Here is a 22,370-nt window from a genome sequence, read left to right on the forward strand (position 1 = left end):
CTGGAGGGGGCGATTCAGGGGACTCGAGCGGCCGGGGTCGGGAGCTTATGAAGAGGATCCCCGGGCAAGGGCGGCCTTACTGGTCCGCCAGATCGTAATAGTTCACAATAGACATATGAATTCCATCGCTTCGCGACCAGACGCCGTGCGGCTGCCCGGACCGGGCGAGTCCGCTGAGGCCGATACGTCCCGCGAGGCTGACGGTTCCACCCGGGAGCGGGTTCTTCAGCTCGTGGTGGAGGAGGGTCCGATCAGCGCGGCCGCCCTCGGACGCACGCTGAATCTGACCGCAGCGGCGGTCCGCCGCCACCTGGACGCGATGACCGAGCAGGGCATCGTGGAGATCAAGAACGTGACCACCCGTCGCAAGGGCGCCGGACGTCCGTCGCGCCGGTACGTCATCTCCCAGCGCGGCCAGGAGGTGCTCGGCGACGACTACCTCTCCCTGACTCGCCAGGCTCTGAGCCTGCTGGAGGAGAGTGTGCAGGACGACGCCGCCCGCAGTCTGGCCACGAGGTACTTCGGCGAATTCGAAGCCAAGTACCGCCACGAGCTTGAGGGCATCGCCGATCTCGACGAGCGCACGGAGAAGCTCTCCGAGCTCTTCAACCAGGACGGCTTCGCCGGCTTCACCCGACTGGTCGGCCGGGACAACCCGCTGCTGGCCATGCAGTCCACCCAGCTGTGCCAGGGCCATTGCCCCATCCGGGAAATAGCTGAGGCGCATCCGGTGTTCTGCGAGGAGGAGACGGAGATGATCTCCCGCCTGCTCGAAGTCGACGTCCGCAGGCTCTCCACGCAGGCCGGCGGCGCCCACGTCTGCACCACCCACGTCCCGGTGGGACGCGAAAAGCTCGCCGCAGATCGCCGAGTGCGCGCCGCACAGGCGGCGGCTGAGCCGGGACCACAAGCTTCCGAGTCCGCAGGCGCCGGCCCGGCTGGAACCCGGGCGTCCGGCGGCGGACGCCGGAGAATCGTCATCTCCCCCCGTCAACAAGAGAGGTTGTCATGACCGAGCAGATCAACAAGACCGAGGACCCGGGGGTCATCCAGGAAGTCCTGGATGCGAACCCTGAGCTCAATGCCATCGGTGCCTACGAGTACGGGTGGTCTGACAAGGACGAAGCCGGTGCCAACGCAAAACGTGGCATCGACTCCGAGGTCGTCGCTGACATCTCCAGCAAAAAGGACGAGCCCGAGTGGATTCTCAAGCTGCGCCAGAAAGGGTTGAAGTACTTCGACCGCAAGCCGCTTCCGCTCTGGGGCGCCGACCTCACCGAAATCGACTTCGACAACATCAAATACTTCGTGCGCTCCACTGAGAAGCAGGCCCAGACCTGGGAGGACCTGCCGGAGGAGATCCGCAACACCTACGAGAAGCTGGGCATCCCGGAGGCAGAGCGTGAGCGCCTGGTGGCCGGTGTGGCCGCACAGTACGAGTCTGAGGTCGTCTACCACCAGATCCGCGAGGACCTGGAGGAGCAGGGCGTCATCTTCATGGACACCGACACTGCTCTGAAGGAGCACCCGGAGTTCTTCGAGGAGTACTTCGGCTCCGTCATCCCGGTGGGAGACAACAAGTTCGCCGCGCTGAACACCGCAGTGTGGTCCGGCGGCTCCTTCGTCTACGTCCCCAAGGGCGTCCATGTGGAGATCCCGCTGCAGGCCTACTTCCGCATCAACACCGAGAACATGGGCCAGTTCGAGCGGACCCTGATCATCGCGGACGAGGACTCCTATGTCCACTACATCGAGGGCTGCACCGCACCGATCTATGACACCGATTCCCTGCACTCCGCAGTGGTCGAGATCGTGGTGAAGAAGAACGCCCGCGTCCGCTACACCACCATCCAGAACTGGTCCACCAACGTGTACAACCTGGTGACCAAGCGCGCCGTCGTCGAAGAGGGCGGCACCATGGAGTGGATCGACGGCAACATCGGCTCCAAGGTCACCATGAAGTACCCCGCGGTCTACCTCACCGGGGAGCACGCCAAGGGCGAGACCCTCTCGGTGGCCTTCGCCGGCGAGAACCAGCACCAGGACACCGGCTCCAAGATGGTGCACATGGCGCCGAACACCTCCAGCTCCATCGTGTCCAAGTCGGTGGCCCGCTCCGGCGGCCGCGCCTCCTACCGCGGTCTGGTCCAGATCAATGAGGGCGCCAACAACTCGGCGAACTCCGTGGTCTGTGACGCCCTGCTGGTGGACACGATCTCCAAGACCGACACCTACCCCTACATCGACATCCGTGAGGACGATGTGACCCTGGGCCACGAGGCCACGGTCTCCAAGGTGTCTGAGGACCAGCTGTTCTACCTGATGGCCCGCGGCATGGCCGAGGACGAGGCCATGGCGATGATCGTGCGTGGCTTCATCGAGCCGATCGCCCGTGAGCTGCCCATGGAGTACGCGCTGGAGCTCAACCGCCTGATCGAGCTGCAGATGGAGGGCTCGGTCGGCTGATCCAGCCGTCGCTGCGACCCAGGCCGCCCGCCTGAGGCCTTCTGAGGCCCAGGCGGGCGGCTGTGGGCCGGACGAGTCTTCCTCACCACTTTCACTTCAGATCTCATCGAGAGTTAAGGGACGAGAAACAGATGACGAATACCCCTGCTGAGCAGGCGGAGAAGGTTGCTGGCGTGGAGGTCGGCGAACGCCGCATCTCCATCCCCGGCATGTCCGAAGAGGGCGAGAACCTCGCCGCCCAGACCAACACCGCCGCTGACCACTCCCACGGCGGTGTGGGCGAGTCCAAGGAGATCACTGCGGGCATCGGCTCCCGGGCCAAGCGCCACATCGGCTTCGACGTCGAGGGCTTCCCTGAGCCCAACGGCCGGGAGGAGGAGTGGCGCTTCACCCCGCTGAAGAAGCTGGCTCCGGTCATCACCGACGCCGCCACCGAGGGCGAGCCGGTGAGCTACGAGGTCACCGCTCCCGAGAACGTCACCGTCTCCTCCCTGGGCCAGGACGCCGCTCCGCGGAACACCGTCCTGCATCCGGCAGACCGTGCCGCCGTCGTCGGCTCCAAGAACACCGCCGAGGCGCTGCACCTCAAGGTGCCCGCCGACGCCGAGGTCACTGAGCCCATCCGCGTGGACATCACCGGTGCTGAGTCCGGCAAGCGCGCCAACAGCCACATCGTGCTCGAGGCCGAGTCCCACGCCAAGGCCGTCTTCGTGCTGGAGCACCGCGGCAGCGCCGCCTTCAACGGCAACGTGGAGGTCAAGGTCGCCGACGGCGCCGACATCAAGGTCATCTCCCTGCAGCGCTGGAACGACGACGCCATCCACGTCGGTCAGCACGATGCCGAGGTCGGCCGCGATGCCAAGTACAAGCACGTCGCCGTCACCCTGGGCGGTGAGGTCGTGCGCCTCAACGCCAACTTCCGCTACGCGGCAGAGGGCGGCGAGGCCGAGATGTACGGCCTGTACTTCGCCGACTCCGGCCAGCACCTCGAGCACCGGACCTTCGTGGACCACAACGCCCCGCGCAACGCCTCCAACGTGCTCTACAAGGGCGCGCTGCAGGGCGAGTCCGCACGCACTGTGTGGGTGGGCGACGTGCTGATCCGCAAGGCCGCCGAAGGCACCGACTCCTACGAGAAGAACCAGAACCTGGTGCTCACCGACGGTGCCCGTGCCGACTCGGTGCCGAACCTGGAGATCGAGACCGGCGTCATCGAGGGCGCAGGCCACGCATCCTCCACCGGCCGCTTCGACGAGAACCACCTCTTCTACCTGATGGCCCGCGGCATCCCGGAGAAGGAGGCCCGCCAGCTGGTGGTCCGCGGCTTCCTCAACGAGATCATCCAGAAGATCGGGGTGGATTCCATCGAGGAGTCCCTCCAAGAGGACCTGGAGAACGAGCTGGAGATCGCCGGCTACTGAGTTCCCCGCCGGCTCAGACCGCCGGCAGCACATACTTCAACGCTTCACCACACGAGCAAAGGACACATAGAGAACATGTCTACTCTCGAGATCAAGGACCTGCACGTCTCCATCGAGACCGAGCAGGGCGCCAAGGAGATCCTCAAGGGCGTCTCCCTGACCATCGACTCCGGCGAGACCCACGCCATCATGGGTCCCAACGGCTCCGGGAAGTCCACTCTGGCCTCCACCGTCGCCGGGCACCCCCGCTACGAGGTGACCTCCGGCTCCATCACCCTGGACGGCGAGGACGTCCTGGCGATGGAGGTCGACGAGCGCGCCCAGGCCGGTCTGTTCCTGGCCATGCAGTACCCCGTCGAGGTGCCCGGCGTGACCATGACCAACTTCCTGCGGACCGCCAAGACCGCCCTGGACGGCGAGGCTCCCAAGCTGCGCACCTGGACCAAGGAGGTCAAGGAGGCCATGGCGCAGCTGAAGATCGACGCCGACTTCGCCAACCGCAACGTGAACGAGGGCTTCTCCGGCGGCGAGAAGAAGCGCGTGGAGATCCTGCAGCTCGAGCTGTTCAAGCCGAAGTTCGCCGTCCTGGACGAGACCGACTCCGGCCTGGACATCGACGCACTGCGCGTGGTCTCCGAAGGTGTGAACCGTGCTCACTCCGAGAACAACATGGGCACCATGCTGATCACCCACTACACCCGCATCCTGAACTACATCAAGCCCGACTACGTCCACGTCTTCGTCGACGGCCAGATCGCCGAGCAGGGCGGTCCGGAGCTGGCTGACGAGCTGGAGGCCAACGGGTACGACCGTTTCCTCGCCGCCGTCGGCGCCTGATCCAGACGTGATCGATATCGAGCGCATCCGAGCCGACTTCCCGCTCCTGGACCGTGAGGTCCGGGACGGGAAACGGCTCGTCTACCTGGACACCGGTGCGACCTCGCAGAAGCCCCGCCAAGTCATCGAGGCCGAGCGGCACTTCTACGAGCACACCAATGCGGCGGTCCATCGCGGTGCCCATGCCGTGGCCGAGGAGGCCACTGAGGCCTATGAGGCGGCCCGCACCGCCGTCGCGGAGTTCGTCGGAGCAGAGTTCGACGAACTGGTCTGGGCGAAGAACGCCACTGAGGGCCTCAATCTGGTGGCCTACGGCTTCCTCAACGCCACGCTGAACGCCCGGATGGGCCGCAGCAGCGCTGGTGAGGAGCAGTTCGTGCTGGCCGAGGGCGACGAGATCGTGGTCACCGAGCTCGAGCACCACGCGAACCTGGTGCCCTGGCAGGAGCTGGCGGCCAAGACCGGCGCACAGCTGCGGTGGATCGGCGTGACCGATGAGGGTCGGCTCAACCCGGATGACTTCGATGTCATCGGGGAGAAGACCCGCATCCTCGCCTTCACCCACGCCTCCAACGTCACCGGGGCCATCACTCCGGTCGAGGAGATCGTGCGCCGGGCTCAGGCCGCTGGGGCCTTCACCGTGCTGGACGCCTGCCAGTCGGCGGCCCACCTGCCGGTGGACCTGCACCAGCTCGGCGTGGACTTCGCCGCCTTCTCCGGTCATAAGATGCTGGCCCCCACGGGGATCGGCGCCCTCTATGGACGCCGTGAGCTGCTGGAAGCCCTGCCACCCTTCCTGACCGGAGGATCGATGGTGGAGCTGGTGACCATGGAGTCCACGAGCTTCATGCCCCCGCCGCAGCGGTTCGAGGCCGGAACCCAGATGGTGGCCCAGGCCGCCGGGTTCCACGCCGCCGTGGACTACCTCAGCGAGGTAGGCATGGAGGCCTTCGCGGCCCACGAGCAGAAGCTGACCCAGCGTCTGCTCGACGGCATCGCGGAGGTCCCGGGCGTGCGCGTGCTCGGGCCGCAGGATGCTCATGATCGGCTGGCCGTGGTGGCCTTCGAGGTCGAGGGCGTCCATCCCCACGATGTGGGGCAGGTCCTCGACGACGCCGGCATCGCAGTGCGTGTGGGTCACCACTGCGCCCAGCCGGTGCATCGTCGCCTGGGTGTCCACGCCTCGGCGCGGGCCTCAGCCGGAGTCCACACCACAGAGGCCGAGATCGACGCATTCATCGAGGGGCTGCACCGTGTGCGCAGCTTCTTCGGAGCAGCCGAAGGGAGGAGCTGACCATGGCCGATGCGATGGAACAGCTCTACCAGCAGGTCATCCTCGACCACTCCCGGGCACGGTCCGGGGAGGGCGAGCTGGAGAGCGCCCACGGCTCCTCCTTCCAGGTGAACCCCACCTGCGGCGATGAGTGCACTGTGCAGGTCCGTCTCGAAGGCGGGAAGCTGGAGACTGTGGCCTGGGCGGGCCGCGGATGCTCCATCTCTCAGGCCTCCCTGTCGATCATGCACGAGATGCTCGACGGCGAGCACCTGCAGCGCGCCGATGAGCTCGGGGACCTGTTCCGCGAGCTCATGCACGGCCGCGGCAAGGAGCTCGCCGCCGCCAAGCAGGAGGACCTGGAGGACCTGAGCGCCTTCACCGGGGTGGCCAAGTACCCGGCCCGGATCAAATGTGCGTTGCTGGGCTGGGCGGCCCTGAAAGATGCTCTGGCACAGGCTCGGGCATAGCTGAGAGACTATTGACGTTGACGCTGTGAGAAGCGTCGGGCGGACAGGAAGGAGAGCTGGATGAGTGACGTTGCTGCTCAGACTCCGCTGGAAGACATCGAAGAGGCCCTCAAAGAGGTCATCGACCCGGAACTCGGGATCAACATCGTGGATCTGGGGCTGCTCTACGGCCTGCACTACGCCGAGGACGGCGCCCTGATCATCGATATGACCTTGACCACTGCGGCCTGCCCGCTGACCGACGTGCTCGAGGAGCAGGTCGGCCAGAACATCGGCACCATGGTCGATGAGTGGAGGCTCAACTGGGTCTGGATGCCGCCATGGGGTCCCGAGAAGATCACCGATGACGGCCGCGAGCAGATGCGTGCTCTCGGCTTCAACATCTGAGGTCTTCTCCGCAGAGATCGCGTGAAGGGGTCCGGAAGCTGCTCATCCGCAGGTGCCGGACCCCTTTCGCATATCCACCTCTCAGCATTGACCCTCCATGAACAACCTCGAAGGGTTGATTCACCAGGATCAACCCTCTAGGGTTTAACTATGTTTGTGGTGACAGCGGATCAGCGCTCAAGCCGTGGGGGCCGGGACCGTGTCCCTGCGCTCATCGAGCAGCTGCGCCCATGGGCTGAGGATCACGCTGAGGTCATCGAGCTGCCGCTGGAGCGCACAGTGGGCGATGAGGTCCAGATCCTGCTCTCCAGGGCGGAAGCGGCCGTGGATCTGAGTATCCGGCTGATCGCCGCCGAGCACTGGGCCGTGGGCATCGGAGCCGGAACCGTGGAACACCCGCTGGGCGCCAGCGCCCGTGAGAGCTCCGGAGAGGCCTTCTACCTGGCGCGCACCGCAGTGGAGCGGGCCAAGAGCCGAACGGAGCCTGCGCCGGTGGTCATCGAAGGCACCGACGACGCCGCCGCAGCCTCGGCCACCGCTGTGCTCCAGCTGCTCGCCTCCACGATCAGGCGACGCTCTGAAGGCGGCCAGCAGGCCGCCGAGCTGAAGCTGCAGGGGATGACACAGACCAGCATCGCCGCCGAGCTTGAGGTCACGCCCCAGGCGGTCAGCAAGCGGCTGCGGGCCGCCATGGCCGAGGAGGAGCTGCGCGTCCGTCCGGTGATCGCCCAGCTGCTGTCCGGTGCAGCAGGTGAGGCAGCCGGCGGTTCCGCCGACGATGCAGCAGGCGCGCCGACTGCGGCGTCGCGCTGACATGTCCGTGCCGCTGGGCAGAATGGAGGCATGGACATGTTGATCGATGCCGGGATTGTGATCGGCGCGCTGGCCGTCTCCGCGGCACTGGGCGCACTGCTGGTCTCCGTGGTCCTGCGCTGGGTGGAGCCGGAGGGCTATGCCCCGGGGGTGCTGCGCGGCGGGACCTGGATCGGCGTCCTGGAGCGGCTGGCCATCACGGGCGCCACCATCGCTGGCTATCCGGAGGCAGTAGCCGTGGTGCTGGCTGTCAAAGGCCTGGGCCGCTATCCCGAACTGCGGGCCACCGGCACCGATCAGCGGGCCAAGGCCACGGAGCGGTTCATCATCGGCACCCTGGCCAGCTATCTCTGGGCCGGGCTCATCGGAGTCCTCGCCACACTTCTGTTCTAGAGCCGACGGTGCTGCGTCAGAGGTTGATGGTGTCCGAGAGTGCAACGGCAGTGGAGCCGCCCACCCACAGACCCTGGTCATCGGCGTCGGCCACCACGGCGACCGGATTCCCGGCGAAGGGCGTGTGGCCGAAGGCGTCGACTTGGCTGAACGGCTTGGTCATACCGCCACTCTGGGTCGCCGCTGAATCTGTCGGGGCCGTTTGCTATGTTGGCGGGGTCATAGTCCGGCCTGCCCCTGGGAGGGTGCTCGATGCCTCAGATCTCCGACCGTCCGACGGCTCCGCTGCTGTTCCGCCGAGGAGCTGCCCTGCTGGGCGGTGCGACCCTCCTGCTCAGCGCCGCCGCTTGCGGTGATGACGAGGGTGTGGATATCGCCGAGGAGGCCGAGGGTCAGGAGGCCGGGGCGGTTGCGGAGGAGCTGCAGGGAGTGGATGTCTGCGAGCTGCTCGACGAGGAGGAGCTCGGCGGAATCTTCGGCGACACCGTGGAGGACGCCACCGGGTCCGCCGAGGAGGAGGGCGGCACTATGCAGACCTGCATGTGGACCGCTCCGGGGGATCAGCTTCTGGTCTCAGTGGTCCTGCACGCCGATGAGGAGGCCACGGGCGATCAGCTCTTCGAGCAGATCTCCGGACAGGTGGACATCGATCAGGAGGGCGGCGGCTATGAGCAGGTCGAGGTCGGGGACCAGGCCATCTGGAACGAGGGCATGCTGATCTTCCGATACGGCGACGCCGTCTTCCAGGTCTCCGCAGTGGAGGAGCTTCACCAGGCAGAGGAGCTGGCCGAACAGCTGATGGACGCGGTCTGAGCAGTCGGTATGTCCGCGGCGCCGGCCTCCCTACGGCGCTGGGGGCCGGTGCATATCGAAGCGGTCCTCCTCGCGGACGGTGAAATAGGCCGAGGGTCCGCCGCCGCGCAGCAGCGGGTGCCCGGCCGCCGTCTGGTAGATGCCGTCGGTGAGCAGCGAGGTGCTGATGTGCACGCCCACGACTTCGCCGAAGACCACTTTGGTCACCGTCTCCTCCCCAGCGGCTGAGAGCAGCGGGACCACCTGAGTGGTCCGGCATTCGAAGACGGTCTGGGCCTGGGCCACATGCGGGACATCCACCACGTGGGAGGCCGCAGGGGTCAGTCCGGCCAGTGCGAACTCATCCTGATCCGGCGGGACAGCCGCCGAGGTGGCGTTCATCTGCTCGGCCAGATCGGCGCTGACCAGGTTCCAGCAGAACTCGCCCACGGCCTCGGCGTTGAGGACGCTGTCCTTGGGGCCGTTGCCGGCGAATCCGATGATCGGCGGCTCATAGTTGAAGGCGTTGAAGAAGCTGAACGGCGCCAGGTTCAAAGTGCCCCCCGAGCTCTGCGAGGAGATCCAGCCGATGGGCCTGGGCGCGATGATCGCGTTGAACGGTGAATGCGGCAGCCCATGTCCGGCGGCCGGCTCATAGAAATGGTGCTCAGCGATCAACGGTCCTCCTCAGTCGTCTGCGGGCGGCGGCGGGTCGCGGTGCCCCGTCGGCCAGTCTTCCAGAGTCCGCCCGATAGGATCGGTCCATGAGTGAGATCTCCCACCTGACAGTGTTCACCGGATCGGCCACCGGAGCAGACCTCGGATACCAGCGGGAGGTGCGCTGTCTCGGAACTCTGCTCGCTCAGGAGGGGATCGGCGTCGTCTTCGGCGGCGGCCGTGTGGGCCTGATGGGACATATCGCAGATGCCGCGCTGGAGGCCGGGGGAGAGGTCCGCGGCGTCATCCCCGATGTCCTGGTGGAGCGTGAGGTGGCTCATCCTGGGCTGACCCGCCTGGACGTCGTCGCCGATATGCATGAGCGCAAACGGCTGATGGCTGAGCAGGGAGACGCCTTCATCGCGCTGCCCGGAGGCATGGGCACGCTGGAGGAGTTCTTCGAGACCTGGACCTGGCAGTACCTGAACATCCACCACAAGCCGGTGGGCCTCTATAGCGTGAACGGGTTCTGGGATCCGCTGTTGGACATGGTGGACCATATGGTGGCCGAGGGCTTCATGGCCGAGTGGCGCCGCGATGCCTTGGTGATCAGCGATGAGCCGCAGGAGCTGATCGCTGCGCTGCGGGCCTGGCAGATGCCCCAGCAGTAGATGCCGCGGGCCGGGCGCTCCCCGGTACACTGGAAAGGTTGCCATCCGGCAGACATCCCCCGAAAGCTCTGAGAGGTTCTGCGTTTCCGTGATCACTGTGTCCGACCTTGAGCTGCGCGTCGGTGCGCGTCTGCTCATGGACGAGGTCTCTTTCCGCATCGATTCCGGAGACAAGATCGGGCTGGTCGGACGCAACGGCGCCGGCAAGACCACGATGACCAAGGTGCTCGCCGGAGAGTCCGCCCCCACGGCGGGAACGGTGGAGCGCCGCGGCGAGATCGGCTATCTGCCCCAGGATCCCCGCGTGGAGAACATGGAGCAGCTGGCCCGGGACCGCATCCTCTCGGCCCGCGGCATGGACGAGGTCGTGGCCAAGATGCGCCAGACCGAGGAAGACATGACCTCCGAAGACGACACCGTCCGGGACAAGGCCATGAAGCGCTACTCCAGCCTGGAGGCCCGCTTCACCGCTGCAGGAGGCTATGCCGCCGAGTCGGAGGCCGCCACCATCTGCGCGAACCTGGACCTTCCTGAGCGCATCCTGGTCCAGCCGCTGAAGACGCTCTCCGGCGGTCAGCGCCGGCGTGTGGAGCTGGCCCGCATCCTCTTCTCCGATGCCGACACCCTGCTGCTGGATGAGCCCACCAACCACCTCGACGCCGACTCCATCGCCTGGCTGCGCGAGCATCTGCGGACCTTCCCCGGCGGTGTGCTGATGATCTCCCACGACGTGGACCTCATCGAGGAGACGGTGAACAAGGTGCTCTACCTGGATGCCATCCGGCAGACGGTGGACACCTACAACATGGGGTGGAAGAAGTACCTGGTCCAGCGCGAACAGGATGAGGCCCGCCGCAAGCGCGAATACGCCAACGCGGAGAAGAAGGCCTCTCAGCTGCGCCAGCAGGCCGAGAAGATGAAGGCCACCGCCACCAAGGCCACTGCGGCGCAGTCCATGCTCAAGCGTGCTGAGCGCATGATGCGCGGCATGGAGGGGGAACGCCAGCAGGACAAGGTGGCCAACATCCGCTTCCCCAAGCCGCAGTCCTGCGGCAAGACGCCGCTCATGGCCGAGGGGATCTCCAAGTCCTACGGCTCCCTGGAGATCTTCACCGGGCTGGACCTGGCCATCGACCGCGGCTCACGGGTGGTCATCCTGGGCTACAACGGTGCGGGCAAGACTACGCTGATGAAGCTGCTGGCGGGGGCCACCGATTCGGACACCGGTGAGGTCATCCACGGTCATGGCCTGAAGCTGGGCTACTTCGCCCAGGAGCACGACACCCTGGACACCGAGCAGTCGGTGCTGGCGAACATGAAGTCTGCCGCGCCCTTCCTCAATGACACCGACCAGCGGAAGGTCCTGGGATCCTTCCTCTTCACCGGCGATGAGGTGGATAAGCCCGCCTCGGTCCTCTCTGGCGGGGAGAAGACGCGTCTGGCCCTGGCCACCCTGGTGGCCTCGCAGGCCAATGTGCTGCTGCTGGACGAGCCCACCAACAACTTGGACCCGGCGTCGCGAGAGGAGATCCTGGCCGCGCTGCGCACCTATGAGGGTGCTGTGGTGCTGATCTCCCACGACCCGGGTGCCGTAGAGGCCCTCGACCCCGAGCGGGTGCTGCTGCTTCCCGACGGCGCCGAGGACCTCTATACACAGGAGTATGAAGACCTCATCACCCTGGAGTGAGCCGGTGCAGCTGAGCGCCGGCCCGCTCCAGGGCGGGTGTCAGCTGTTGNTGGGAGATCTCTGCGGCGAACTCCTGCACGGAGTAGAGCTTGCCGGCAGCCTCGCGGCGTGCCTCGATGGCGCCGGGCTCGGCGCGGTTGAGCAGAGTCGCGGTGATGGTGCCCTCGATCATGTCGCCGGAGACCACGGTGAGCTTGATGCCCTTCTCTGCGAGCTCAGGGGCCATCTCACGCAGAGCGTCCTCACCGGCGCGCTTGGAGCGGGCCACCGGCTCATAGGCGTCCATCGTGGCGGTCTGGTCGATGAAGTGTGCCTGGTGGCTGGTCACGAAGATGATCTGGGATCCCTCCGGCATGACCTCCAGGGCGGTGCGTGCCATCTGCACCTGGGCGTCGCGGTTGAGCTTCAGGGCGTATTCGTCGCCGCGGTCGGACTCCATGCCGCCGGAGGCGTTGAGGATCAGCAGGTCCAGGGAGCCGAAGCTCTCCATTGCGGCGTCCACCAGGGCCTTCGCTCCCTCGGCCTCGGTCAGGTCCGCGCCGACGGTCACGGCCTGGCCGCCGGCTTCCTCGATGCCCTTGGCCACCTTCTGGGCACGGGGAGCCTTGGCGCGGTAGTTCACCACGACGCCGGCGCCGCGGGCGCCCAGCAGCTGTGCGGTGGCCGCGCCGATGCCGCGGGAGGAGCCGGTGATGATCGCGCCCTTGCCGGCGAGATCCTTCTGGGGAGTGTCAGTCATCGTCGTTTCCTTCGTCTTCGTCAGTAGGAGGGCGGGGCGCTCAGTGGCCCATGCCCAGTCCGCCGTCCACAGGGATCACCGCACCGGAGATGTAGCCGGCATCCTCGGAACCCAACCACTTCACCACGCGGGCGACCTCGTCCACCTCGGCGAAGCGGCCGGCGGGGATGTTCTCCAGGTACTTCTTCTGGGTGTCCTCGTCCAGCGCGTCGGTCATATCCGAGCGCACGAAGCCCGGTGCCACCACGTTGGCGGTGATGCCGCGGCCGCCCAACTCACGGGTCAGCGAGCGGGCCATGCCCACCAGGGCGGACTTGGAGGAGGAGTAGTTGATCTGACCGGGGGAGCCGTAGAGGCCCACCACGGAGCCGATCAGGATCACGCGGCCGCGCTTCAGGCGCAGCATGCCTTTGGAGGCACGCTTGAGCACACGGAAGGCGCCGGTGAGGTTGGTGTCGAGGACCTCGGAGAAGTCCTCCTCAGTCATGCGCAGCAGCAGGGTGTCCTTGGTGATGCCCGCATTGGCCACCAGGATCTCCACGGGGCCGTGGGCCTCCTCGACATGTTTGAAGGCCTCGTCGACGGAGGCGGAGTCCGTCACATCTGCGGCCACGCCGAGCGCCCCCTCGGGGGCCTCGCCGCTGCGGGTGGTGACGGCGACCTTATCGCCGTTCGCGATGAACTCCTCGGCGATGGCGCGGCCGATGCCGCGGTTTCCGCCGGTGACCAGAACGCTGCGTCCGGACATCATTCTCCTCAGGATCGGTGCAGAAAAGCTGCACCCCAGCCTATGCCAGAGATGCGGTGACCGTCGCGTCACCTGCTGGCGCCGTCGCAGTGTTCTACCTGTTGTAGAAGATCAGGCGTAGACTGGGGCGGTGGCAAGACACGGCGATGAGGTGCACTCGATCACTGATGCCCCGCAGCGGCACAGTGAGGAGCAGCATGCCCGGATGATGCGCTACGCGTACTCCCAGGGCGTCCGCATGCTCTGCTTCATCCTGGCCGCGGTCACTGCGATCATCTGGCAGAGCTGGTGGTCCATGGCCTTCGTCGTAGCGGCGATGATCCTGCCGTATGTGGCCGTGGTGGACGCCAACGCCGGAGGCGACCGCTACACCCGTGGGCGCGAGTCCGATGAGGTGGACCCGCAGGCCCGGCTGACCACAGGGCACCAGGAGCCCGCTGAGGCTCCCGAATGGTGGGAGACCGAGGAGCAGGAGGCGTCCGAGCAGGCCTCGGAGAACGGCGCCGCGGGCACCGTGATCGAGGGCGAGATCGTCCGCGACGACGCCGATGGCGACCGCTGAACCCTTTGAGAGAATAGGACACGATGGATCTCCTCAGCTCACTCGGCAGCGGCGATGAGGGCAATGCCGGCCCCGATGTGCCGCAGTGCTCCCGCAAGGGCTGCCGCGCCGACGCCGTATGGCAGATCCTCTGGAACAACCCCAAGATCCACGACGCCGAACGGCGCAAGATCTGGTTGGCCTGCGATGAGCACCGCGGTTGGTTGGAGAACTTCCTGCAGCAGCGCCTGTTCTGGCGCAGCACCGAGCCTTTGGAGGAAGGCGAGGCATGAAGCAGCGCTACTCGTTCCTCCTGACGCCCACCTGGCTGGGCTGGCTGGCCATCTGCGGCCTGTTCCTGGTGGTCTGCATCTTCCTGGGTCAGTGGCAGATGGACCGCCGCGATCAGGCCCTGGAGGAGATCAACCGTGTGGTCCACAACTATGACGAGGACCCGGTTCCCTATGCCCAGGTGCGCGACCTCTTCGTGGACACCGATGATGAGGACGAGTGGACGGTCGCAGAGGCCACCGGTGAGTACCGTGAAGAGGACATGCTGCTGGTCCGCAACCGCGGCCACGGCGGTGCCGTGGGATATGAGCAGCTGATCCCGTTCGAGGTCACCCAGGGTGAGGCCGCAGGCGACGTGCTGATCATCAGCCGCGGCTGGCTGGCCACCCACAGCGAGGACGGCGGACAGCCGGCCACCCTTCCGGATCCGCCTCAGGGCGAGGTAGACGTGACCTGGCGCCTGAAGCCCGGGGAGCCGGCCATCGACCGTGACGCCCCCGAGGGCCAGCTGGCCTCGGTGGACATCGCTGAGTACGAGGACGAGGTCGGCTACGAGCTGATCCCGGGTGCCTACGGCCTGATGGCTGAGGAGTCTCCGGCCCCTGCGGAGACCCCTCAGCAGCTGGCCCGCCCGGCCCTGGATGAGGGTCCCCATCTGGCCTACTCCATGCAGTGGGTGGCCTTCGGCCTGCTGGGCTTCGTCGGTTGGGGCTATGCGGCCCGCCTGCAGGCCCGGAACAACGATCTCGACATGCTCGATGACGACGACGGCCGGCACGCCGCCTCCGGTGTCTCCAAGCAGGAGCGCCTGCGGGAGGCCAAGCGCATCCACCGCCTGCGCTCCGGCAAGCTCAGCGACGAGGATATGGAGGACGCCTGGGTGGAGGAGCAGCTCAGTCGCTGAACTGGGCCGATCCCAGCTGGGTGATGGTGAACGGCTGATGGTTGAACAGCCCGTTCCTCGCCTCCAGGACCACTGTCTGGGATTCGCCCACCTCCACGGTGGTCTCCTCCATGCCGAGCACGCTGCCGGTGCCGCGATAACGTGCGCCGACTCCGATGGTGTGGGCCCCGACGCTGACCTCGATCTCGGCCGCGCGGCCCCACGTCACAGGATGGTCTGTGCCGTCGATGCGGATCACAGGGACGGCGAGGGGGCGCAGCACCCAGCCGTTCATCCAATGGGTGTGTGGGGTGATCGTCACGGTGGAGGCCATCGTCTCAGCCTAGCTGAGCCGGCCGTCACCCGCTCAGACCCTGATCACAGCGTCAGCAGCAGGCCCGTGGGCACCAGGAGCAGGGCGGCGGCCGCGGACAGGATGCCTGAGGCGGCAGGGCGGCCCAGGGGCTGCGGCGGGACGATCAGGCGCTTGAGCCGCACACCGGTGATCAGCGCCGAGGAGTGCCGACTCAGCTCGGCCTCCTTCGACTCCTCCTCCGGCGAGCTCAGCGCCAGGGAACGCAGCAGATCATCCCGTGAATGATGCTGCAGGGCGCCGTCGTCGGCCAGCATCTCAGTCAGCTCCAGCACGGCCTCGCGCCCATGGCGCGCTGTGGGCAGCCAGGGCAGTGCGCGGTACCAGGCATCGAAGGCCATGGTCAGCAGATGATGGCGCTGATGCAGATGGGTCCGCTCATGGGCGACCACTGCTGCCAGCTCCTTCTCCGAGAGCTGATCCAGCAGGCCGCGGGAGATCACGGTGACCGATCCGGCATAGGTGCGGCCCGGCAGACAGTAGGCCAGCGGCGCGTCGTGCTCGATGACATGGGCGTCGTCCAGCTGGGCGCCCAGGCCGCTGTGCCGGCCGAGATCTGCGCCGGGGGAACCGTCCACCGGGGTGGAGAGCAGGCGCACCAGGTCCCGATGCCGGCGTCGGGAGGCGAGCACCCGCATATAGGTGCGCAGCAGAGTCAGCAGCAGGTGCCCGCCCATGACCACGCTGAAGCACAGCGCGAAGATATGGGTGGGGTGGACCTCTCGCTCAGCCAGGGCCGTGTAGTCCTCGGCGAACATCAGTCGGATCACCTCAGCCACAGCCTCAGGCAGGGACTCTCCGAAGGGCGCCAGGCCATAGGTCATCGGGGCGCCCAGGATGGAGAGTCCGCCGGCCAGTGCGATGGCCTGCCACAGCAGCATGGCGGACCACGGGGACCGGGAACGGAAGCGGGCAGTGCTCAACGCGCGCGGGACCGGAACGGCCAGCAGGAAGGCGAGCAGCGCCAGAAAGAGGGCGAGAAACTCCACCGGACCATCCTACGTGGGACTGGGGCAGGTCTCTGCAGCAGTCCGGCACCGCCGGACAGGAGAAGGGGCGTCTACTTGAGGATGCGACGCAGCGCCGCGGCCTCTTCCTCAGAGACGCCGCCGATGAACCGGGCCAGAACAGCCTCGCGGTCGGAGGCGGTGCCGAGCACCTCGTTGAGCATCTCCACCGTGTGCTCCTCGCGGGAGGCGGTGGCGGTGTAGCGGTGCGGGCGGGTGGAACGCTCGCGGCGGACCAGGCCCTTCTTCTCCAGCCGGGAGAGCACGGTGAGCACAGTGGTGACCGCCAGGTCTTCGCCCAGCTGGTCCCGGACGTCATTGGCGCTGAGGGAGGTGTCGCCTTCCCAGAGCAGACTCATGACGGAACGCTCGAGGTCTCCAAGTGTGGCCATATCACTACGATACTCCTGGTGAGGGCCCGACTTCTACATTGTGTAGTAGGACCGTGTCACAATGTGGCGACGCTCACGCCTCCGGAGTCTCGGAGGCTGTCAGCTGTGCTGTGAGCTGTTCGGGGCTGGTGGCCACGGCGTCGATGGCGCGCTCCAGCGGCACACCGGAGGCATCGCGCTTGGACATCTCCGCCGGCAGCACCCGGGCGGTGCCGTTCTTGGCCGCAGCCAGTGCCGGCGATGGACCAGCCCAGCCCAGCTTCAGGTGATCCTCGCCCTTGCCGAAGCGGTGGGCGCGCACACCGGCGGTGGCACGGCCCTTGGCGGGGAACTCGGCGAAGTCGGTGACCTTGATGCTGCCGGACTCGAAGCCCTCCAGCGGCACCTCACCGGCGGCCAGAGTGACCACAACTGCGTTGGAGACACCCTCAGCCTGTTCTTCGCCGGCCGTTGCGGGAACCACGGAGAAGCCGACCACACGGTCGCCCTCGGCCAGTTTCATGCCCGCCATGCCGGAGGCGGTGCGGCCCTGCGGGCGCACCAGGGAGGCCTCATAGCGCAGCAGCTGCGCCCCGGCGGTGACGAAGACCAACTCGTCGGTGTCCGCGGCCACGGAGGCACCCACCACCGTGTCGGCATTGCGCGTGCCGGCGTCCTTCAACGCGATGATCTCCCACTCGTCACGGTTGAGCGGGTAGTCCGGGTTCACCCGCTTCACGCGGCCGGAGGCGGTGCCCAGTGCGATCACCTCGTCCAGCGGGACGAAGGCGATGAGCTCTTCCTTCTTCTCCAGCTGGTGGACCCCGGTGAAGAATTCCTTGGTCTTCACGCCCTGCGACAGGTTGGCCTTGCCGGAGGCGATCTCCACTGCGGGCATATCCACCACCGGCACGCGGATCATGCGGCCGAAGGAGGTCACTGCGCCGATCTCGCCGCGCGCCGTGGTCGGCACCGCTGAGACCAGGGTGTCGTGACGGCTGCGCCGGGTGGGGTGGATCAGTGCGGAGCGGTCTGTGGTCCGGGCCAGCTGCCCTGAGGTCGACAGCAGGGCCCAGCAGGGGGAGTCGGCGATCTGCAGGCCGCTGCCGGCGTCGGGAGCTGAGGCGGCGGGCGCGGCGGCCGCAGCAGGCTCCATGGTCTCGGACTCCACCAGCACGGTGCGGCGGTCATCGCCGTGTTTCTCTGCCACATCGGCCAGCTCATCGGCGACCGTCTGGCGCAGCCTGGCCTCAGATTCGAGGATGGCCTTGAGCTCGGCGATCTCCTCCTCGAGCTTCTGCTTCTCCTGCTCCAGCTCCAGCGTGGAGTAGCGGGTCAGCTGGCGCAGGCGCAGCTCCAGGATGTGCTCGGCCTGGGGCTGGGTCAGATCGAAGATCGTCATCAGCCGCTCACGGGCGGTGCCGCTGTCCTCAGCCGCGCGGATCACCTGGATCACCTCATCGATGTCCAGGATCGCGATCAGCAGGCCCTCGACCAGGTGCAGCCGGTCCTGGCGCTTGTTCAGCCGGAAGGAGGTGCGGCGGCGCACGACCTCCAGGCGGTGGTCCACATAGACCTGGAGCAGCTCCAGCAGGCCCATGGTCCGCGGCTGGCCGTCCACCAACGCCACATTGTTGATGCCGAAGGAGTCCTCCATCGGCGTGAGCTTATAGAGCTGGGCCAGCACCGCCTGCGGGTTGAACCCGGCCTTGAGCTCGATGATGAGCTTCATGCCGTTCTTGCGGTCGGTCAGGTCCAGCACATCGGAGATGCCGGTCAGCTTCTTGTTCTGGACCGCGTCCTTGATCTTCTCGATCAGCTTCTCCGGACCGACCATATAGGGCAGCTGGGTGACCACGATGCCGGTCTTGCGGGCGGTGACCTGCTCGATGGAGACCGTGGCGCGGGTCTTGAAGGAGCCGCGCCCGGTGGCATAGGCGTCCTTGATGCCGTCCAGGCCCACGATCCGGCCGCCGGAGGGCAGGTCCGGGCCCGGGATGTGCTGCATCAGATCCTCGAGGGTGGCCTCAGGGTTGAGGATCAGGTGGCGGGCGCCGTTGACCACCTCGCGCATGTTGTGCGGGGCCATATTGGTGGCCATGCCCACTGCGATGCCCGAGGCGCCGTTGACCAGAAGGTTGGGGAAGGCGCTGGGCAGCACGCCAGGCTGAGTCAGCTGGTTGTCATAGTTGGGCTCATAGTCGACGACGTCCTCGTCCAGATCGGCGGTCATCGCTAGGGCCGCCGAGGTCATCCGAGCCTCGGTGTAGCGGGCCGCCGCCGGACCGTCGTCCAGGGAGCCGAAGTTTCCGTGGCCGTCCACCAGGGGCAGGCGCAGGGCCCATGACTGGGCGAGGCGGACCAGCGCATCGTAGATGGCGGCGTCGCCGTGGGGGTGGAGCTTACCCATCACCTCGCCCACCACACGGGCGGACTTCACATGGCCCTTCTCGGGGCGGAGCCCCATATCGGCCATCATGTAGAGGATGCGGCGCTGCACCGGTTTCATCCCGTCGCGGGCATCCGGCAGAGCGCGCGAGTAGATGACCGAATAGGCGTACTCGAGGAAGGATGTCTCCATCTCCGCAGAGACGTCGATGTCGACGATGTTGTCCTCGGGGGTCGCCGGAGGCTCTTCGGTGCTGCTCGCCATAGTGTGAGTGAGGGTCCTGTATCGGTCGTGCCAAACTTCTCGTAGTGTTGATCCTATGGGCCATCAGAGCAGAACCCAGGGATATCCGTCCCACTGGGAGGCAGATGTCGTGCTCCGCGATGGAGCGGCAGCTCATCTGCGCCCCATCAGCAGTGACGACGCCGACCGGCTGCAGCGGATGCACCAGGGCCAGTCGGAGTCGTCGATCTACCTGCGGTACTTCACCTATAAGTCGACGCTGACGGAGAAGGAGCTGGCCCGCTTCACCGTGGTCGACCACACCGATCGGGTGGCGATGGTGATCCTGCTCGACGACGAGATCATCGGGGTCGGGGGATTCGACCGCATCGACGATACCCGAGAGGCCGAGGTCTCCTTCAACATCTCTGACGCTCACCAGGGCCGCGGCCTGGGCTCCATCCTGCTGGAGCATCTGGCGGCCGCCGGACGGGAGCGCGGGATCGAACGGTTCTCCGCCGAGGTGCTGCCGGAGAACCGCAAGATGCTGCTGGTCTTCTCCGAGGCCGGCTATGAGGTCCAGCGGAAGTTCGAGGACGGTGTGGTGCTGCTGGAGTTCAGCATCGACCCCACGGAACGCTCCCGCGAGGTCATGGAGTCCCGCGAGCACCGTGCGGAGGCCCGCAGCGTGGGGGAGCTGCTGGCCCCGGAGCAGGTGGCGGTGATCGGTGCCTCCCGCGAGTACGGCTCCGTGGGCTATCACCTGCTGCAGAACATCGTGGAGGGCCGCTTCACCGGAGGCGTCCACTCGGTGAACCCTGAGGCCTTCGAAGTGGGCGGCACCACCGCCTACGCCTCCCTGGAGCACATCAGACAGGACATCGATCTGGGTGTGGTGGCGGTTCCGCCGGAGCATCTGGAGGAGGTGGTGGCCGACTGCGGCCGCCACGGGGTCAAGGGAATCCTGGTTCTCACCGACTCTCCGCAGATCGATCAGCGCGAGCTGGTCCGCCTGGCCCGGCGCTGGGGCATGCGCGTGGTGGGCCCAGCCTCTGTGGGTCTGCTCAACACCGATCCGGACGTCTCGCTCAACGCCTCGCTCTCACCCTCGATGCCGTTGCGCGGCGGAGTGGGCCTGTTCAGCCAGTCCGCCTCCGTGGGGGTCTCCCTCTACTCCCAGGCCCACCGGCGCGAGCTCGGGCTCTCCTCGGTGATCTCGGCGGGCAACCGTGCGGATCTCTCCGGCAACGACGCCATGCAGTACTTCGAGGACGACGATGCCACCCGCGCCGTGGGAGTCTATCTGGAGAGCTTCGGCAACCCGCGCAAATTCTCGCGCATCGTCCGCAGGCTCTCCCGCACCAAGCCGGTGGTGGTGGCGAAGTCCGATGTGATGGGCCGCCGGCTGCCGCCCGGCCACGAGGTGCGGACCACCCGAGCCCCGCTGGGCGCAGTGGATGCCATGCTGGACCACTCCGGAGTGGTCCAGGTGGGCAACCATGACTCGCTGATGGACGTGCTCCAGGTGCTGGCGACCCAGCCCCTGCCCGCCGGACGGCGGATCGCTATCCTCTCCAACTCGCCTTCGATGAGCCGAGTGTTGGCCGATGCCGCCGAGTCGCAGAACCTCAAGCCCACCCGCGTGGTCGGAGACCTGGACCTGGAGGGCACCAACCGTGAGGCAGGGAAAGCTCTGACCCGTGCCCTGAGCGAACTGCTGGAGGACGACGACGTCGACTCCGTCGCGCTGTGCCTGCAGCCCAGCTTCACCGGTGAGCATGTGGACCGCAGCCGCGCGATCTCCGAGATCTCGCGAGAGTATGCCAAGCCTGTGGTGGCCTCCTATATCGGAGTGCTGGATCAGAACGTGGCACTGAACCATGTGGGCAACGCGGCCCCGGTGATCGAGACCGGTGCGCTGCAGCAGGGCGTGCCGATCTTCTCCTCACCGGAACGCTCAGTGGCCGCCCTGGGCAAGATCGCGCGCTATCAGCGGTGGCGCCAGGACGGCATCGGCGAGCCCTTCGTCCCCGCCGGGCTGGAGGGCACCACGGTGCTGCGCGACGCCGATGAGAAGCTCAAGCGCTGGCTCACCGGTGTGCGCGGCGCTGAGCTGCGCAGGCTGGACCCTGATCAGGTCGCCGAGCTCCTGGGGCTCTACGGGGTCACCGTGATGCGTTCCATCGGCTTCGACACCGATGATGAGGCGGTGGCCGCGGCCGAGGAGCTGGGCTATCCGGTGGCGGTCAAGGCCACCAACTCCTATCTGCGGCATCGCCTGGACCTGGGCGGTGTGCAGCTGAACATCGAGGATGCCGAGATGCTGCGCCGGACGGTGGCCGAGATGCGCCGGACGCTGGCCCGCTACGGCAGTCCCGGGCTGGAGGTCCAGCCCATGGCGCCCACCGGACAGGGCTGCACCCTGCGGGCCATCGAGGATCCGATGATGGGCCCAGTGGTCTCCTTCGGCATCTCCGGAGACGCGGTGGATCTGCTCGACGACTGGGCCCACGGGGTCCCACCGCTGACCGATCGCGATGTGCGCCGCCTGGTGCGCCGGCCGCGGGCAGGGCAGAAGCTGCTGGGCTATCAGGGTGTGCCGGCTGTGGATGTGGGTGCGCTGGAGGAGACGGTGCAGCGGATCGCGATCCTGAAGGACAACCACCCGCAGGTGGCCTCACTGGAGCTGACGCCGCTGCTGGCCTCACCGGATGGGGTCAGCGTGCTGCACGCCGCCGTGGAGATCGCCAACCCGGAGCAGCGCACCGACTCAGCCCGCCGCGCCATGTCCCGCTGGTGAGCCTGCGCTCGGCAGCTGCCGCGAGTTTTCAACATTGCCGCGCGTCATGACCCGCGACAGGTGTGAAAGCTTGCGGCGAACTGTGCTCGCGCCAGAGGCTCACCCGGAGATTCGGAGGCCGGATCGGCGAAGGCCAGGG

The 22,370-nt window shown here is 66.9% G+C and carries 24 protein-coding genes; 16 read left to right on the forward strand and 8 right to left on the reverse strand.

The genetic code is table 11. The features are described from left to right. The first annotated feature begins 115 nt into the window (after positions 1-115). The 9 genes from IEW85_RS12795 (at position 116) to IEW85_RS12835 (ending at position 8,060) form a co-directional block, all read left to right on the forward strand. On the forward strand, positions 116-1,012 hold the full coding sequence (locus IEW85_RS12795) for a helix-turn-helix transcriptional regulator (protein WP_188686415.1): 897 nt from the start codon (positions 116-118) through the stop codon (positions 1,010-1,012). Further along, a complete protein-coding gene (gene sufB, locus IEW85_RS12800; protein WP_229659025.1) occupies positions 1,009-2,466 on the forward strand; it encodes a Fe-S cluster assembly protein SufB in 1,458 nt (485 codons plus the stop codon). The genes IEW85_RS12795 and sufB overlap by 4 nt, the downstream gene beginning before the upstream one ends. A gap of 131 nt (positions 2,467-2,597) precedes the next feature. Next, on the forward strand, positions 2,598-3,887 hold the full coding sequence (gene sufD, locus IEW85_RS12805; protein WP_188686417.1) for a Fe-S cluster assembly protein SufD: 1,290 nt from the start codon (positions 2,598-2,600) through the stop codon (positions 3,885-3,887). A gap of 75 nt (positions 3,888-3,962) precedes the next feature. Continuing rightward, positions 3,963-4,724, forward strand: coding sequence for a Fe-S cluster assembly ATPase SufC (sufC, locus tag IEW85_RS12810; RefSeq protein ID WP_188686420.1), 762 nt, complete (start codon positions 3,963-3,965; stop codon positions 4,722-4,724). Positions 4,725-4,731: 7 nt separating this feature from the next. Further along, positions 4,732-6,018: a SufS family cysteine desulfurase gene (locus IEW85_RS12815; RefSeq protein ID WP_229659026.1), complete on the forward strand. Its 1,287-nt coding sequence runs from the start codon at positions 4,732-4,734 to the stop codon at positions 6,016-6,018. 2 nt (positions 6,019-6,020) lie between these two features. Continuing rightward, the gene (gene sufU / locus IEW85_RS12820; protein ID WP_188686423.1) at positions 6,021-6,467 is read left to right on the forward strand and encodes a Fe-S cluster assembly sulfur transfer protein SufU; all 447 of its coding nucleotides are present in this window, start codon (positions 6,021-6,023) and stop codon (positions 6,465-6,467) included. Positions 6,468-6,527: 60 nt separating this feature from the next. Next, positions 6,528-6,854 (forward strand): metal-sulfur cluster assembly factor, encoded by a 327-nt coding sequence (locus IEW85_RS12825; protein ID WP_188686426.1) that lies wholly within the window; start codon positions 6,528-6,530, stop codon positions 6,852-6,854. Positions 6,855-7,004: 150 nt separating this feature from the next. After that, a complete protein-coding gene (locus IEW85_RS12830) occupies positions 7,005-7,667 on the forward strand; it encodes a hypothetical protein (protein WP_188686429.1) in 663 nt (220 codons plus the stop codon). A 30-nt stretch (positions 7,668-7,697) separates the two neighbouring features. After that, entirely contained in the window at positions 7,698-8,060 is a 363-nt protein-coding gene (locus IEW85_RS12835) for a hypothetical protein (RefSeq protein WP_229659027.1), read from the forward strand. A gap of 16 nt (positions 8,061-8,076) precedes the next feature. On the opposite strand, the gene IEW85_RS12840 is transcribed toward IEW85_RS12835, so the two are convergent. Then, positions 8,077-8,223, reverse strand: a complete 147-nt coding sequence (locus IEW85_RS12840) for a PhzF family phenazine biosynthesis protein (RefSeq protein ID WP_188686432.1) — start codon at positions 8,221-8,223, stop codon at positions 8,077-8,079. Positions 8,224-8,312: 89 nt separating this feature from the next. On the opposite strand from IEW85_RS12840, the gene IEW85_RS12845 reads away from it, so the two are divergent. Beyond that, positions 8,313-8,873, forward strand: a complete 561-nt coding sequence (locus IEW85_RS12845) for a DUF3558 family protein (RefSeq protein ID WP_188686435.1) — start codon at positions 8,313-8,315, stop codon at positions 8,871-8,873. A 30-nt stretch (positions 8,874-8,903) separates the two neighbouring features. Here the strand turns inward: IEW85_RS12845 and IEW85_RS12850 are convergent, their stop codons facing one another. Continuing rightward, the gene (locus tag IEW85_RS12850) at positions 8,904-9,530 is read right to left on the reverse strand and encodes a flavin reductase family protein (RefSeq protein ID WP_188686438.1); all 627 of its coding nucleotides are present in this window, start codon (positions 9,528-9,530) and stop codon (positions 8,904-8,906) included. An 86-nt stretch (positions 9,531-9,616) separates the two neighbouring features. On the opposite strand from IEW85_RS12850, the gene IEW85_RS12855 reads away from it, so the two are divergent. Together IEW85_RS12855 and abc-f are read left to right on the forward strand one after the other, a co-directional pair. Next, entirely contained in the window at positions 9,617-10,180 is a 564-nt protein-coding gene (locus tag IEW85_RS12855) for an LOG family protein (protein ID WP_188686441.1), read from the forward strand. An 88-nt stretch (positions 10,181-10,268) separates the two neighbouring features. Beyond that, positions 10,269-11,867 (forward strand): ribosomal protection-like ABC-F family protein, encoded by a 1,599-nt coding sequence (abc-f, locus tag IEW85_RS12860; protein WP_188686444.1) that lies wholly within the window; start codon positions 10,269-10,271, stop codon positions 11,865-11,867. On the opposite strand, the gene IEW85_RS12865 is transcribed toward abc-f, so the two are convergent. Both IEW85_RS12865 and fabG read right to left on the reverse strand, forming a co-directional pair. Next, positions 11,854-12,606: an SDR family oxidoreductase gene (locus tag IEW85_RS12865; RefSeq protein WP_188686447.1), complete on the reverse strand. Its 753-nt coding sequence runs from the start codon at positions 12,604-12,606 to the stop codon at positions 11,854-11,856. The genes abc-f and IEW85_RS12865 overlap by 14 nt on opposite strands. A 40-nt stretch (positions 12,607-12,646) precedes the next feature. Beyond that, a complete protein-coding gene (gene fabG / locus IEW85_RS12870) occupies positions 12,647-13,357 on the reverse strand; it encodes a 3-oxoacyl-ACP reductase FabG (protein WP_188686451.1) in 711 nt (236 codons plus the stop codon). A gap of 127 nt (positions 13,358-13,484) precedes the next feature. Here fabG and IEW85_RS12875 point away from each other — a divergent pair, with 127 nt between their 5' ends. The 3 genes from IEW85_RS12875 to IEW85_RS12885 are packed head-to-tail and all read left to right on the forward strand — an operon-like array spanning position 13,485 to position 15,090. Continuing rightward, a complete protein-coding gene (locus tag IEW85_RS12875) occupies positions 13,485-13,916 on the forward strand; it encodes a DUF3099 domain-containing protein (RefSeq protein ID WP_188686454.1) in 432 nt (143 codons plus the stop codon). 23 nt (positions 13,917-13,939) lie between these two features. Continuing rightward, a complete protein-coding gene (locus IEW85_RS12880) occupies positions 13,940-14,188 on the forward strand; it encodes an acetone carboxylase (RefSeq protein WP_188686456.1) in 249 nt (82 codons plus the stop codon). After that, a complete protein-coding gene (locus IEW85_RS12885) occupies positions 14,185-15,090 on the forward strand; it encodes an SURF1 family cytochrome oxidase biogenesis protein (RefSeq protein WP_188686459.1) in 906 nt (301 codons plus the stop codon). Before IEW85_RS12880 ends, IEW85_RS12885 begins: the two co-directional genes overlap by 4 nt. Here the strand turns inward: IEW85_RS12885 and IEW85_RS12890 are convergent. From IEW85_RS12890 to IEW85_RS12905, 4 genes are all read right to left on the reverse strand, one after another. Next, complete coding sequence (locus tag IEW85_RS12890) at positions 15,080-15,403, reverse strand: hypothetical protein (protein WP_188686463.1); 324 nt, start codon at positions 15,401-15,403, stop codon at positions 15,080-15,082. The two genes, IEW85_RS12885 and IEW85_RS12890, sit on opposite strands and share 11 nt — an antisense overlap. Before the next feature lie 44 nt (positions 15,404-15,447). Further along, positions 15,448-16,431 (reverse strand): M56 family metallopeptidase, encoded by a 984-nt coding sequence (locus tag IEW85_RS12895; RefSeq protein ID WP_188686466.1) that lies wholly within the window; start codon positions 16,429-16,431, stop codon positions 15,448-15,450. A 71-nt stretch (positions 16,432-16,502) separates the two neighbouring features. Beyond that, entirely contained in the window at positions 16,503-16,841 is a 339-nt protein-coding gene (locus IEW85_RS12900; protein ID WP_188686469.1) for a BlaI/MecI/CopY family transcriptional regulator, read from the reverse strand. Between the two features lie 73 nt (positions 16,842-16,914). Continuing rightward, positions 16,915-19,473, reverse strand: coding sequence for a DNA gyrase/topoisomerase IV subunit A (locus IEW85_RS12905; RefSeq protein WP_188686473.1), 2,559 nt, complete (start codon positions 19,471-19,473; stop codon positions 16,915-16,917). Between the two features lie 55 nt (positions 19,474-19,528). Here IEW85_RS12905 and IEW85_RS12910 point away from each other — a divergent pair, with 55 nt between their 5' ends. After that, positions 19,529-22,231 carry a bifunctional acetate--CoA ligase family protein/GNAT family N-acetyltransferase gene (locus tag IEW85_RS12910; protein ID WP_188686476.1) on the forward strand — a complete coding sequence of 901 codons (2,703 nt, stop codon included), beginning with the start codon at positions 19,529-19,531 and terminating at the stop codon, positions 22,229-22,231. The last annotated feature ends 139 nt before the right edge of the window (positions 22,232-22,370 follow it).

Origin of the sequence: Nesterenkonia cremea (assembly GCF_014642675.1) — a bacterium.
Taxonomy (GTDB): domain Bacteria; phylum Actinomycetota; class Actinomycetes; order Actinomycetales; family Micrococcaceae; genus Nesterenkonia; species Nesterenkonia cremea.

Bases quoted from the DNA above. Each gene is read 5' to 3' on its own strand.
- IEW85_RS12795 (WP_188686415.1), top strand. From the start codon at position 116: ATGAATTCCATCGCTTCGCGACCAGACGCCGTGCGGCTGCCCGGACCG.
- sufB (WP_229659025.1), top strand. From the start codon at position 1,009: ATGACCGAGCAGATCAACAAGACCGAGGACCCGGGGGTCATCCAGGAA.
- sufD (WP_188686417.1), top strand. From the start codon at position 2,598: ATGACGAATACCCCTGCTGAGCAGGCGGAGAAGGTTGCTGGCGTGGAG.
- sufC (WP_188686420.1), top strand. From the start codon at position 3,963: ATGTCTACTCTCGAGATCAAGGACCTGCACGTCTCCATCGAGACCGAG.
- sufU (WP_188686423.1), top strand. From the start codon at position 6,021: ATGGCCGATGCGATGGAACAGCTCTACCAGCAGGTCATCCTCGACCAC.
- IEW85_RS12825 (WP_188686426.1), top strand. From the start codon at position 6,528: ATGAGTGACGTTGCTGCTCAGACTCCGCTGGAAGACATCGAAGAGGCC.
- IEW85_RS12830 (WP_188686429.1), top strand. From the start codon at position 7,005: ATGTTTGTGGTGACAGCGGATCAGCGCTCAAGCCGTGGGGGCCGGGAC.
- IEW85_RS12835 (WP_229659027.1), top strand. From the start codon at position 7,698: ATGGACATGTTGATCGATGCCGGGATTGTGATCGGCGCGCTGGCCGTC.
- IEW85_RS12840 (WP_188686432.1), bottom strand. From the start codon at position 8,223: ATGACCAAGCCGTTCAGCCAAGTCGACGCCTTCGGCCACACGCCCTTC.
- IEW85_RS12845 (WP_188686435.1), top strand. From the start codon at position 8,313: ATGCCTCAGATCTCCGACCGTCCGACGGCTCCGCTGCTGTTCCGCCGA.
- IEW85_RS12855 (WP_188686441.1), top strand. From the start codon at position 9,617: ATGAGTGAGATCTCCCACCTGACAGTGTTCACCGGATCGGCCACCGGA.
- fabG (WP_188686451.1), bottom strand. From the start codon at position 13,357: ATGATGTCCGGACGCAGCGTTCTGGTCACCGGCGGAAACCGCGGCATC.
- IEW85_RS12880 (WP_188686456.1), top strand. From the start codon at position 13,940: ATGGATCTCCTCAGCTCACTCGGCAGCGGCGATGAGGGCAATGCCGGC.
- IEW85_RS12885 (WP_188686459.1), top strand. From the start codon at position 14,185: ATGAAGCAGCGCTACTCGTTCCTCCTGACGCCCACCTGGCTGGGCTGG.
- IEW85_RS12890 (WP_188686463.1), bottom strand. From the start codon at position 15,403: ATGGCCTCCACCGTGACGATCACCCCACACACCCATTGGATGAACGGC.
- IEW85_RS12900 (WP_188686469.1), bottom strand. From the start codon at position 16,841: ATGGCCACACTTGGAGACCTCGAGCGTTCCGTCATGAGTCTGCTCTGG.
- IEW85_RS12905 (WP_188686473.1), bottom strand. From the start codon at position 19,473: ATGGCGAGCAGCACCGAAGAGCCTCCGGCGACCCCCGAGGACAACATC.
- IEW85_RS12910 (WP_188686476.1), top strand. From the start codon at position 19,529: ATGGGCCATCAGAGCAGAACCCAGGGATATCCGTCCCACTGGGAGGCA.